Origin of the sequence: Oleiagrimonas sp. C23AA, assembly GCF_011759385.1 — a bacterium.
Classification (GTDB): domain Bacteria; phylum Pseudomonadota; class Gammaproteobacteria; order Xanthomonadales; family Rhodanobacteraceae; genus Oleiagrimonas.
Window position 1 is genome coordinate 497,068 of the sequence record NZ_JAARLY010000003.1, and the last position, 12,985, is coordinate 510,052.

General features: G+C 60.0%; 9 protein-coding genes and 1 pseudogene. 2 read left to right on the top strand and 8 right to left on the bottom strand.

The genetic code is table 11. The features are described 5' to 3' along the window. Positions 1–12: 12 nt before the first annotated feature. The 8 genes from prsT to HBF24_RS07860 all read right to left on the bottom strand — a co-directional run bounded on the left by prsT (position 13) and on the right by HBF24_RS07860 (position 11,297). On the bottom strand, positions 13–2,835 hold the full coding sequence (prsT, locus tag HBF24_RS07825; protein ID WP_167171342.1) for an XrtA/PEP-CTERM system TPR-repeat protein PrsT: 2,823 nt from the start codon (positions 2,833–2,835) through the stop codon (positions 13–15). 37 nt (positions 2,836–2,872) lie between these two features. Continuing rightward, entirely contained in the window at positions 2,873–4,237 is a 1,365-nt protein-coding gene (gene prsR / locus HBF24_RS07830; RefSeq protein WP_167171345.1) for a PEP-CTERM-box response regulator transcription factor, read from the bottom strand. Then, positions 4,234–6,312: an XrtA/PEP-CTERM system histidine kinase PrsK gene (gene prsK / locus HBF24_RS07835; protein WP_167171348.1), complete on the bottom strand. Its 2,079-nt coding sequence runs from the start codon at positions 6,310–6,312 to the stop codon at positions 4,234–4,236. Before prsK ends, prsR begins: the two co-directional genes overlap by 4 nt. Before the next feature lie 63 nt (positions 6,313–6,375). Further along, positions 6,376–7,545: a UDP-N-acetylglucosamine 2-epimerase (non-hydrolyzing) gene (gene wecB, locus HBF24_RS07840; protein WP_167171351.1), complete on the bottom strand. Its 1,170-nt coding sequence runs from the start codon at positions 7,543–7,545 to the stop codon at positions 6,376–6,378. A 296-nt stretch (positions 7,546–7,841) separates the two neighbouring features. Beyond that, positions 7,842–8,720: a ThiF family adenylyltransferase gene (locus tag HBF24_RS07845; protein ID WP_167171354.1), complete on the bottom strand. Its 879-nt coding sequence runs from the start codon at positions 8,718–8,720 to the stop codon at positions 7,842–7,844. Between the two features lie 248 nt (positions 8,721–8,968). Beyond that, positions 8,969–9,778, bottom strand: coding sequence for a PEP-CTERM sorting domain-containing protein (locus HBF24_RS07850; protein ID WP_167171356.1), 810 nt, complete (start codon positions 9,776–9,778; stop codon positions 8,969–8,971). A 117-nt stretch (positions 9,779–9,895) separates the two neighbouring features. Further along, the gene (locus HBF24_RS07855; RefSeq protein ID WP_167171359.1) at positions 9,896–10,087 is read right to left on the bottom strand and encodes a hypothetical protein; all 192 of its coding nucleotides are present in this window, start codon (positions 10,085–10,087) and stop codon (positions 9,896–9,898) included. Positions 10,088–10,241: 154 nt separating this feature from the next. Further along, positions 10,242–11,297, bottom strand: a complete 1,056-nt coding sequence (locus tag HBF24_RS07860) for a hypothetical protein (RefSeq protein WP_167171466.1) — start codon at positions 11,295–11,297, stop codon at positions 10,242–10,244. 289 nt (positions 11,298–11,586) lie between these two features. Between HBF24_RS07860 and galE the strand changes: the two genes are divergently transcribed. Continuing rightward, the gene (galE, locus tag HBF24_RS07865) at positions 11,587–12,597 is read left to right on the top strand and encodes a UDP-glucose 4-epimerase GalE (protein ID WP_167171361.1); all 1,011 of its coding nucleotides are present in this window, start codon (positions 11,587–11,589) and stop codon (positions 12,595–12,597) included. 280 nt (positions 12,598–12,877) lie between these two features. Beyond that, a pseudogene (locus HBF24_RS17460) lies at positions 12,878–12,985 on the top strand (sulfate adenylyltransferase small subunit); the annotation flags it as partial.

Sequence of the window (12,985 nt, forward strand, 5' to 3'; positions counted from 1 at the left end):
ATCACGACTTGCTCATCTGTTCGCTTGGGTTGTGTTTGCGCCACCAAGGTCGTGGTAGAGCTTTTCCATCGCCGCCTTGTCCGGAAAATCGGCGCCGGAACGTCGCAGCGCTTCAAGTGTTTTGCGTGCGCCGGTCTTGTCGCCGGTGCGAGCCTGGGCGATGGCTAGATGGTACTGAATGGTGGGGGCCTTTGGCGCCGCCTTGGCGGCTTTCTCCAGAATGGGCAGTGCATCTTGCGGCTGGTTGTCCGCGATCAGGGCCCAAGCATAGGTATCGGCAACCCCCGGAGATTTTGGGGCCAGCTCGTAGGCCTTTTTGGCCAGCGACGTTGCTTTGGAACGGTGTTGCTGCACGTAGATCCAGGCCAGATTGTTTAGCGCGTCAACATTCGTCGGATAGGCTTTCAGAACCTTTTCGTACTGACCGGCGGCCTGGGTGTTGTTTGAGTGATCCAGATAGTACTGTGCCAAAAGCAAGCGCATGGCCGCATCGTTGGAATGCTTGACCAACCATTGACGAAGCGGAGTTTCAGGTGCCTTGGCACCGCTCTGCGTGAGCGCATGAAAATATTTGACGACCAATGGGCGGTCGTAACGGGCTTTCAGTCCCTGCTGATAGGCTTGAACGGCTTTGCCCCACGACTTGTTGGCCATATAGAGGTCTCCCTCCAGGCCGAAACCGGCAGCTCGCGTGGCCGCTTGCTTTTGCAGTGAACGCGCCAGCGTGATGGCGCCGGGCAGGTCATTGTCCTGCAGTTTGAGGAATGCCAGCAGCGTCACCGCCGTCACCTGACTGGGGTCGGTCTTGACCACCTGGAGCAGGTTGTTCTTGGCCCGCTGTGTATCCTTGTTGAGGACCTGTGCGCGGGCCAGATTGGTACGATACAGCGGGTCGGTCGGAGCGAGCTTCACGGCCTGTTGCAGCGGCTTCAATGCTTCGCTGTGATGGCCCGAGTTGAGCTCAGTGGCGCCCAGCGCGTTTAATGCTTCCGGGCTGTCGGGGTTGGCCTTGGCCAGCTCCTTGGCGGTGCTGCCAGCTTCATCGAACTGGCCGCTCTCGTTGTAAAGCACCACCAGTCCCAGGTACGCGGGAGGGGACTTGGGTGCCGCGGCAACGGCCTGTTTGAATCGTTCGATGGCTTTGGCCTTGTTGCCATCGAGCATATCCAGCCGCCCCAGGGCGGTCAGCGCGACCGCATTCTTGGGGTGTTGCTTCAACACGTCTTCGTAGCGTTGTCTGGCGTCCTTGTTATGGCCTTCGAGCGCGTCAAGGCTTCCCAGGCTGAGTTGCGCCGCGGCACTGCTGGGATCCAGTCGATGGGCTTGGGAGAATTCGGTCCGGGCCCGTGAGCTCTCGCCGGCCGCCACCAAAGCGGTACCGTACAGAAGATGGGCCGAGCTCAGGTCCGGATGTTTCTTGGCATAGGCATCAGCCACCTTGACGGCTTTGAGAGCTTGTTTCTCACTCAGGTGCGCCATCACCAGCAAGGTAACGCGCTTGGCTTCGGTCGCCGAGTCGCTCGCCGGCATGGTTTCCAACACATGGATCGCCTCTGCCGTATTGCCGCTGGCGATGGCTTTACGCGCCTTGGCCAGTTCGGGATTGGCTGTCGGTTGTGCAGAGGCCGTGGCGAGTGGCTTGGATACATCAGAAGAGCTGTCCTTGGCGGTAGCCTTCTGCAGCATCGCCAGTAGTTCAGCGTCGGAGGGGTTGCCCGGCGGCAAGGGCCTGAGCGTGGCCACCGCCTGCTGCGAGCGGCCTTCTCGATAGAATGTGAGCGCCAGCAGCTTTCTGGCCTGGATGTTACTTGTATCCATGCCCATGACATTGCTCAGATACATTTCCGCCTGCGCATAATTGCCCTGGGCGTAGTTCGCAGCCCCCATCAGCAGTTGGGCCTTCACGTTGTCTGGCTGCGTCTTGAGCACCTGTTGAAGTTCGGACACCGTGTCATCCAAGTGCCCCTGCCTGTATTGCACCAGGGCACGCAGATAGTGCGGGTAGGGGTTCTGTGGAGACATGTTCTGCAGGGCCTGGATGTTTTCCAGGGCTTTTGAGAACTGACGCTGCTGGGTTTGAATACTGGCCAGCCGGGTCAGGGTGTAGAAGCGCTCCTGCGGCAGCCAGTGTGGATCTTTCAAATCCAGTGCTTTTTGGAAATCGGACTCGGCCTGCGCAAAGTTCCGATTCCTGATAGCCAAGTCCCCCTTGAAAATCCACGCTTGGGGGCTTTCTGGTGCCGCCTTCAGTGCTTGGTTCACATAGTTGTCGGCAGCATCAAACTGATTATTCGCTGCCGACATTCGCGCCATGCCGACCAGTGCTCGCGCATTGGTCGAATCCAGTGCCAATGGCGAGTGATAAGAGCGCTCGGCCTGATCGAAGTGCTTCAAAGCCATATAGGCATCGCCGCGAAGCACCTGCACCTGTGCCTTGATGTGGGGATCGTCTATGGCGTCGGTGGAAACCACTTGGAGAAGCTTGTCGTACTGCCCGGTGGCCTGCATCACCTCACCCATGGGTACCACCCACTGCGCCTTGGGGACGCCATTGGCCTGGGCCTTCTGCAGGTCGTTCAGCGCTTCCCTGGTTTGGCCGAGCATCAATGATGCCTTGCCCAGAAGCAGCCAGGCCTCGCCGTTGGTGTCCTTGCGCTGCAGCACTTTCTTGGCTTCGATGTAGGCGGCGCGATACTTGCCCTCGGCCTGGTATCGGGCGCCCGCGTCCAGACTGCCGCTGCTGCCGGCCAGCCCGCAGCCGCTTAGCACCATGGCACTGCAAAACAACAGCAATACCTGCTTCAGCGTCCACATCTTCCACTTGGTCGAGCGCATCTGTTTACCCTCGTTGCTACGGCCGCGAGCGCAGGCGTTACAGGTCATCGCCAGGCTTTTTCAGGCTGTATTTGTTCAGTAAGTCGTAGAGTGTCGGCCGGCTGATACCAAGGAGCGTCGCCGCTCGAGAGAGATTGCCCCTCGCATTGGTCAACGCTCTCTGTATCGCTCGCTTTTCAGCATCGGCGCGCACTTCCTGCAGGCTCAGCACATCCTCGCTGCCGACCGTGCCAAGGCGCAGTGCGTCAAGGTCAATCTGTTTTCCATCGGCCATGATCACTGCGCTATTGATGGCGTTTTCCAGCTGTCGCACGTTGCCGCGCCAGGGGTGGGACTCGATGATCTTCAGCGCCTTGGCGCTGAAACCGCGTACAGCACGCCCATGGCGACTGGCCGACTGTTCCAGGAAATGCCGAGCGAGCGGCACGGCGTCGCCGACCCGTTCACGCAGCGGCGGGAGGCGGATGCTGACCTCGCTGACCCGGTAGAACAGATCCTCACGAAAACGTCCGTCGTGGATCAGCGCGGGCAGGTCCTGGTGCGTGGCGCAAATGATGCGCACGTCCACAGGAATCAATTGTCGGCCGCCAATACGCTCGATGACCCGCTCCTCGAAGAACCGCAGCAGCTTGCTCTGCAACGCCATCGGCATGTCACCGATTTCGTCGAGCAGCAAGGTGCCATTGGTTGCCAATTCAATCTTGCCCTTGGTCTGCTTGTGGGCGCCGGTGTAGGCACCTTTCTCATAGCCAAACAGTTCTGCTTCCAGCAAATTCTCAGGGATGGCCGCGCAGTTGATGGCGACAAACGGCTTGCCCTGGCGGGTACTCAGTCGGTGAATCGCTCTGGCAAAAAGTTCCTTGCCGGTGCCAGTCTCACCGAGCAGCAGAACAGTGGCACTGGACGGGCTGACTTTTTCCACCAGACGGCAGGCTTCGAGAATGGCTTCACTGCTGCCGACGATGCCCTCGAGTGTAGGCGTCGACTGACTGCGCAGCCTGCGGTTTTCCGCTTCCAGCTCATGCACACGGAAGGCGCGGTCCACAATCAGGCGCAGCACGTCCAGGTCAAGCGGCTTGGAGCAGAAATCATAGGCACCGCAGCCGATCGACTTGACCGCGTTGTCGCGATCACCATTGCCGGTGGCCACGATGATCTTTGTATGCGGAGCTTCCTGCAGTATGTCGGAGATGGTGGCAAAGCCCTCGGCGGTACCATTTTCGTCGGGAGGCAGGCCCAGGTCCTGCAGCACCACCGCTGGACGCCGTTGGTGAATTTGCTCGATAGCCTCGGCCCTGTCACCGGCGACAATCACCTCATAGTCTTCAAAGCTCCAGCGCAACTGGCGTTGCAGGCCAGCATCGTCCTCGACGATCAGCAGGCAGCGCTGCGCCTGGCTCATGATGTGGCCCTCCGTTTGCCCGCCGTGGTTGCCTGCTCTTCGCTTCCGGCGAGCGGTAGCTGGATGAACAATTCCGTACCTTGGCCCGGCGTACTGTGCACGCGTAACGCTCCTCCCAGTGATTGCACGTATTCGCGTGCCTGGTAGGCACCGATACCCATGCCCTTACTGGCTTTGGTGGTGAAAAATGGTTGGAACAGGCGATGTCGGATGAAGTCCTCATCCATGCCTGTTCCGTTGTCCTCGACGATGATGGTGGCGTGCCTGGAGTCGCGTTCAACTCTCACCGCGACGTGGCCGTGCATCGTCGTGGCTTCCTGGGCATTGCGTATCAGGTGTCCCAGCACGGTGGCCAACTGATTGCCGTCGGCGCGCACCCAGCACTCTGCTGTCATGGGTTGATATACCGGCATCGGCGAATAGGCGCGGCATTCGCTGATGGCTTTCTCTACCACTGAGGCGATATCGACCCGGGTTTGCGCCGCCGTTGCCGCTTCGCCACGCAGCTGCTGGAGCAGGCGAGAAATACGGTGCACGGAATTTTCAACCGTGATCAGCATGTCATCGACGAACGCCGGATTGCGCTTGTGACGCTCGGCATTCTGAAGCAGCAGGGACTGTTGCGCGGCAATGTTCTTCAGGTCATGCATCAGAAACGCGGTAAGCCGGTTGAACCCCTCAAACTGGCGTGCCTCCGCCAGGTGCCGGGCGTCGGCGGCCTGCGCCAGCGTGCCGGCAACTTGCGTGCCCGCCGCGCGTAACAGGTCGATGTCTTCCCAGTCGATGGCACGTCGAGCACGCGCCTGGGCAAGCACCACGAATCCGACAAGGCGATCTTCCAGTACCAGCGGGATGACAAGCCAGGCATGGGGCAAGCCGGCCAATTCGGTAGGGATGCGCCATCGCTCGTCGTTCAGTGGTGGTGGCTGATCCAGATCGTAGATCCAGCGCCGCTCGCGCATGAATTGCAGCGCCGGCGAGCCCACCGGAAGCTTGACACCGATCGATGCCGGCATGTTCCAGTGCGTATCCAGTACAAATTCATCGGTCGTACCGGATGTAAACAGCGCACCGGCCGGACTGTCCATGATCTGAGCCATGCCTTGGACGGCGCGCATCGAAAGCTCGATATCCCTGGCGGATAGGGTGGCCGTCAGACGCAGCCACTGCTCGCGGTAATCGTGACGGAAACTGAAGAAGTGCTTGTGCACGAATACTCGAAGGCGCGAGCGTGCCCGCCCCGAGGAAGCGATCAGCAGGATGCTCAGCAGCGCGAAGCACACCAGCGTGATTTGCGCGACCCGGCCCCAGTCGCCGCCATACAGGCGAACATAATATCCGCCGATGGCTGTCGCCATGATGTAAAACGCGACCACCAACAGGCTGCTCGAATAGAACACGACGCGACGGGACACTCCGACGTTGAGTGACCAGCTCGGGTTACGTGCCGCGGCGATAAGCAGCAGTGGCACCAGCAGTGCATCGATGAAGCCGCGTGCGGCCCACGCGCTGACATTGAACTGCCGATAGAGCGCGGCGTATGAATACAGAAAGATGTCGTACGCGAACAGCACGCCAAGGGCGATCAGCAGGAACTTCAGGGCCCAGCGCTGCTCCGGAGCTACGTTGCGGTAAAGCTGCTCAAGGAGTATCACGCCCGTCAACGCTAGGATCAGCATGCCGATGATCGGCACGTTCACGTTGGTCGACCATGTTGTGTCTGGCAAACCCGTTGCCGGCCACAGGCAATACAGAGCGATAACGATCCACAATGCGTGGGCGAAGATACGTATCCCCCGCAGGGTGCCGGATGTCGGCCAGGCACCGAATAGGGCGCTCAGAAAGCCGATCCAGGCGCCGTAACGCAGCGTTTCCGCCAGAAGCAACCAGTTCCCAGCCAGTGCATGCCGCGTTTCGACCCAGGCCAGGAATCCCGCCCAAAGGGTGGTGACCGAGGTGGCCAGTACCAGCTGCGCGCCGGTTCTCTGGCCGCGCCAGGCGGCTGCCAGCAGCACCGTACCCACGAGATAGGCGGCGGCGGCAGTCAGATAGCTGGCAATGATGATGATGTGCATATGTGGCAATGCCCGGTCAGCAGTTCGACTGCCTGCGTTCAACCGGGTATATGCCTACCCCGATCAGGCTTGGCCCAGGGCGCGTTTTTCAGCCGCGACGCCAGAAGAAACCTCGGTGGAGTCGGCACGCTGCGAATCCAGCATACGGCGACGAATGTCGGCCGCCACACGGGTGGCCGTGTGGCCGTCCCATAACTCGGGCTTACGTCCCTTGGTCCACTGACCTTGGAGTATCTGTTCGACCACTGCCTTGAGTCTGGCGGCGGTTATCAACTGGTTGGTACCTTCGGTAATGGTGACAGGGCGCTCGGTCGTGTCGCGCAGGGTTAGGCATGGGATACCCAGGTAGGTGGTTTCCTCCTGGATGCCGCCCGAGTCGGTCAGGATCAGTCGGGCACCACGGACAAGGTTCATGAAATCCACATAGCCAAGGGGATCGATGACCTGTAGACCCGTGGTCTGGGTGAGCTTCTTCCAAAGGCTGAAGGTTTCCAGGTTCTTGCGCGTGCGCGGATGCACCGGAAATACGAGGGGTAGCTGCCTGGCGATATCCGTCAGTTGATTGACCAGTTCGGCGAGCGTGGCGGGGGAATCCACATTGGAAGGACGATGCAGTGTGACCACGCCGTAGTCGCGTCCTTCCAGTCCAAGCTTCTGCCGCTGCCCGCTTTGCTCGATGCGCTCGCGCATCAGTTCGTACGAGTCGATCATGATGTTGCCGACACGAGTCACTTTCTCCTGTGCCACGCCTTCGGCGGCCAGGTTCTCATCACCGTCCGGCGAGGGCGTCCACAGGATGTCGGCAATGGTGTCGGTGACCAGCCGATTGATTTCTTCCGGCATCCGGCGGTCGCGACTGCGCAGGCCGGCCTCCAGATGAGCCACTGTGATGTGCAGTTTCGAACCGACCAGGGCACAGGCGATGGTGGAGTTGACATCCCCGACCACGATGATGAGATCGGGCCGATCGGTAGTACACGCCTGCTCGTAGCTGAGCATGACATTGGCCGTCTGTTCGGCGTGGCTGCCGCTCCCAACACCAAGATGCAGGTCGGGCCGTGGTAGCCCCAGGTCACTGAAGAAGGCCTCGGACATGTTCTTGTCGTAGTGCTGGCCGGTATGCACGAGACGCAGCTGACACCAGGATTGCCGCTGCAGCTCGTGGAATAGCGGCGCGATCTTCATGAAGTTGGGCCTTGCGGCGGCGATCAAGTCAATTCTGAGCTGCTTCATGATGGGCCCCCTAGTCCATAAGGTTGAAGTGTAGCAGTGCAATTGCTGGACATGCCTTGAATCGTGCATAAACGGTACCTGTCACAGCGCGCGAGCGCGCCCACCTGAACCGATCTTGGGTGAAGGTTATGTAAGGTACTTGCCCACTATCAGGCGAGTGAACGCGCCTGGCGATAGCCCGGTGATGGCGGGGTGACAGGGAGAACGTGAAAAGAGGCGCGCACGGCTAGTCAGGCACCGGTCAAATCAGCCGCGATGGCGTTGCCGCGAGCGCCGCCAAGCAGACGCCATGGACTTCAACGCATGAAGCGGCGACGTGCCACCGACAGGATCAGTCGCTGAAGGGGGTTGTTGTTGCCCCCGGGACGCCAGGTATGCACCAGCTTGTTGCGGTAGCCGTCGAAATGCATGCCATGAGGTGCGGCCAATACTCTGCCCCTGCCCAGCAGGATCTTCAGTGCAAGCGTACCGGCGATGCCTGCGCAGATCTCACACGCCATGGGTGTTGATGGCCCCTTGTGATTGATCAGATCCACGGCAGATGGATCGACCAGATAGGGTTGGTGCAATACGGCAGGCGCCAGGCCGACCATGAATCTCAGTTGTTGCTCGTCCGTTGTCTGGCCATCCAGCCTGAAATATTCCTCAAAGGTCATCCGGCCTGGCAGGAATGCCAGCACGGCGGCGCCCATGCCCAGAGGGGCGGCGGTAATGGCCGGGATCCCACGCTCGGCGCACATGGCGAACAGCTTGGCCCGGATATCGAGCACGAAAAAGTCCAGCCCGTCGACATAAAGGTCCACCCCCGACAGGAATGCTTCCATGTTGTCGTGGGTTACCCCACCGGGGAACGTATTGATGTCCAGATCGGGGTTGATGTCCCGCGCCATCCGGCATAGCACATCCACTTTCGGCTGACCCATCGTGGACTGAAACGCACCGGCTTGTCGGTTGAGGTTTTCGATGCCGAAGCGATCGAGGTCCGCGACGTTGAACGATTGAATGCCCAGGCGGGCCAGGGTCAGCATGTGGCTCCCGCCGACTCCTCCCATGCCAGCGATCGCTACGCGCTTGGCACGTAATATCGGCTGTTCGGTACGTGTGATCCAGCCAATCGTTCGGCTGAATGCGGTCTCGTAATCGAAAGGCTCACTGCGGGCGGGTGCGTCAGTCATCGTGAAAGAGCCGGGCTGGACGGTGTGCTGTCGTTTGGATGGTTAATCAGCAAGATACTCTCGCCTGAAGGTCGATCAAAGCGCCTTGCACGGGTTCGGCGATGTCGTGGCTGCACGTCGTACCGCACGGGCCAGGTCATGCGCATGGCATGAGTGTTCAAGCTCCTGCGCGCTGTGCCTTTACAGAAAAAGGTGCCGCTTTGGAAAGCGGCACCTCTGCAACCAGACCCTGTCGTGCACGCGGGTGATTACGCGCGGTTGTCGATTTCCTTGCGACGGCGACGCATGGCCAGACCCAGGAAGCCCAGGCCAAGGCCCAGCATGCCGATGGTGCCCGGCTCCGGTACTGCGGTAATCCCGGTCAGCGAACCGGTTCCCGAAATTGGGTAATGGCAAATGTCGTTTGGATCAGAGGATACGTTCCCACCACACGTTGAAGCGGGCTTTGATTGGAACTCCGAATTCAAATGGAGATCCGCGAATCCACCGATGCCATCAGCAATGGTATTGGAGTCGATATACGGCATGGCGTCTCCTCCCGTAACGTCAAGGAGGCCGGCGCCACCAGAAAACTGCCCTGGCTGAGGAATGGTGCCGGTGACGGTGGCATACAGCTGCCCCAATGACGAATAATCAGTTTGCGGGGCGGTGTGGCCGGCAAGGGTAAGCCACGATGATCCTCCGACGGATCCCGGGTCAGCGGCGTTGTAGCTTCCCGCCGACTGGAGGTAAAACTGGAAGCTGCCGTTGTCAAAGGTCACTTTATTACCATTGATGTCGGACACTGTATAGCTAAATGTGAACGTGAGATCGCAGCTCGCGCAGAAGTGGTTATCTTGGTTGATCGAACCAATTTGGCCATAACCCATGAGCGTGTCACCGACATTCGATACCGATGATTCGCGGAGGTTGAGCGATTGAATGGTCAGGTCGAACGGGCTGCTCGAATCCCACATGACGCCGTTGACGTTTACGGGAGTCGCCATGGCTGAGCCGCTCCATGCGCCCAGAGCCAGGGCGCCTGCGAGTACAGCTCCGATATATTTTTTCTTCAACATGTTGTTCTCCTCAAGTGTAAGAACCAGCCAATGCAGCGGTGGTGGCATTGACACGTGAGTGGCACTGCCTGGTTCTTCATAAAGCAATCAGCGTGCCACGCTATCAACATGTTGTTTTCAAAAGAAAATATATAAATTTCCTGCGGCAAGATCCTCCGGTTTGTAAGGTATGCCGACAGCTCGGGGCGAACGTTCTTCGCCGCGGGTTTCTGGATGTTCGACCACACTGAAATCCGATGCTCTTACTAATAAAGCCATTAATTTCATGGTGTTAAATGGTAATGATGGGCTTTCCATCATCTTTCCCAAGAGGTGATCGCCTGATATCCGTTTTCGTTTCCCGGGACTGCGCCGGTGTAAGAACTGCCGACACTGGATGGGCGCTACACATCCATTCAACGCTTCAAGACGAAGGCGCCGGGCATCCGTGCGTCATCAGGTCGCCTCCGCCCCAATGCCTGCGTTATTCCTTGGTCCCGAAGCTGCTCAGCGCCCGTCGCCCGTTACGAAAGGCCACTGCCGAGCGCGCATAACCTAGTCGCAGGAACACCAGCCCGTACCCGGGAGCACACAGCGCATCCATGGCGTCACCAAGCTGTGAGAGGGCGTCCTGGTAGCGCGACTCAATGGGGATGAACCCTAGCCCGAGCACCCCCGCGGCCGCGTACGGCTGAACGGACAGGCCCGCCAGGGTGGCCTCGAGCCATACTCGCTGCAGTGCTCTCCCCCCGGCCACCACATCGGCGCGTTCCTTGCCGGCGGTAACCAGCAGACACAAGCCTGGCGAAAGCTTCAATGGCAGCCCCGCCGAACGCCATCCCAGCATGGACGCGGCGCCAAAGAGGTTAAGCATCTGCATGGCCCTAGCGTGACGCAGGCTCTGGAACAGCGGCCGCATAGGGGGCTCCACGGCGAGCGTTGCAGGCGCCAGCCCTTCCTCGCAAACCTTCCGCCAGCCAGCGGAGAAACGGACGGTTGAAAAGAGCTCTTCGTGCAGCATCGGGCTCTTGAAACGCAGGGTCTCTGCCTGGCGGATGACGCGCAGTGCAGCGTTTCGCTCGCGGGGCAAGGTGGGCCAGTACAACTTCTGGCCAGCGATGCTCTCGGCCTGCGCAGTCAGACGCTGCTGAATGTCGGCGCCGATGGGACCACGCCAGGGAAACCGGCGGTCCGTATGACGCTGTGTGATCGCGGCGGCCAGTGGTTCTGGGGTTGGGTGCGGCGTATCGCGGTGCCAGTGGATGCGTGCGGCCCACAGCGGATCTTGCGGATGTGGAAAGGTTTCCATATGCGCCGTGTAACCAAGCGACTGACCCTGGATGCGCATGTTTTCCAGACAGGCACCGACCGCCAGGTCACTGAGAACATAGCGCGTGTCCGATACGCGGCCGCTGCGATCGGCGTCGATCCGAAGATCAAGCACATCTCCCGACCAGGCAAATCGCCAAGGTTGTGAATTGTCTGCCGAAGGCGCGGCGATGCCGGCCTGAAGTATGTCTGCTCTTGTCCGTTGGTCCATGTCCACGGTTTGTTCCCGCCCGTCTCAGACCTTAAATTGGCCTCAAAAGTATCCAAGATCCGTGCGCAAGACCAATCTTTCCGCAGTCCGTGTCGGGCGACGGGTGACGGGCACTCATTTTCGACCTGCATCCGACTGCCTTGCCGATCTTCCGCACCCCGGGTTTTTGAGGGGTATCGTGTTGGTCATGCCGTGCGACGATAGCCCGAGGTGTCGGCCGGTATGCCTGTCCACGCGGATGCTCGGCTAAGCTACGATAGAACGTCATGCACAAAGGCGGGAAAGATCCATGCGAGTGTTGGTGACAGGCGGCGCGGGCTACATCGGCTCCCATACCTGTGTGGCGTTAACGGAGAAGGGTTTCGAGCCGGTCGTCTTCGACAATTTCTGTAATGCCTCACCCGAGGCCATACGCCGGGTCGAGGGCATCGTGGGGCGGAACATTCCGGTCATCGAGGGGGATGTGCGTAACCGCCGAGCACTGCTGGATGCCATCGAGAGTCATGGCATTGAGGCGGTGATCCATTTCGCCGCACTCAAGTCGGTGGGAGAAAGTGTTGCCCATCCGCTCAGTTATTTTGACAACAACATCACCGGCACGATCACCTTGCTGGATGCCATGCAGGGGGCGTCGGTGCATCGCCTGGTGTTCAGCTCATCGGCGACGGTCTATGGGCAGGCCGAGAGGGTCCCCGCCACCGAGGATTCAGCGCTTTCGGTGACCAATCCCTATGGCCGCACGAAGCTGGTCATGGAGCAGCTGATCGGGGATTTGTGTACCGCACAGCCGGCATTCGGCGCCATGATCCTGCGCTATTTCAATCCAGTGGGCGCCCATCCAAGCGGCCGGATCGGGGAGGATCCCAAGGGCATCCCCAATAATCTCATGCCCTATATCGCACAGGTCGCGGTAGGCAGGCGGGATCGACTCGGGATTTTCGGTAACGACTGGCCTACCGCCGACGGCACCGGTGTCAGGGACTTCATTCACGTGATGGACCTGGCGCACGCTCATGTGGCGGCTTTGCGGGGACTGGATCAGCACAAGGGTGCCACCGTGCTCAACATAGGCACGGGCAAGGGGACCTCGGTGCTGGAGCTGGTACGAGCGTTCGAGTCGGCATCCGGGCGCCAGGTGCCCTACGCATTCGCCGAGCGCCGCCCTGGCGATGTGGCAGAACTCTGGGCGGATCCCACGCGGGCTGAACAGGTGCTGGGTTGGCGCGCCGAGCATGGTATCGAGCGCATGTGTGAGGACACCTGGCGCTGGCAGTCAGCCTATCCGGAAGGGTATGCCTGACAGCGTGATGACCAAACCCTGCGGCGTCTTGCGAGACTTGGCGTAGGTCTTTTGTCTTTGCGCGCGTCACGCGTGAGCATTGTTTCGAGGCGAGGATGGATGATGTACGGTTCAGCGGCTGATCTTGCCGAGAACGGACATCAGTGGTGGGTGACGCGTGATGAGGCAGTGGGCTGGATGTTGATCGCCATAAATCGTTCGATAAGAAGGTGCTTTGACGGTTCCGGGTCTTGGATCGGAGTGCTTTGATGCACCGCCATCAGGGGAAAGGGGGCATGGTGTGACTGGAGCGGTATCGCACCTCAATCATCTGGAAGCCGAAGCGATCCACATCATGCGCGAGGTGGCGGCGGAGTTTGCCAACCCGGTGATGCTGTACTCGGTGGGC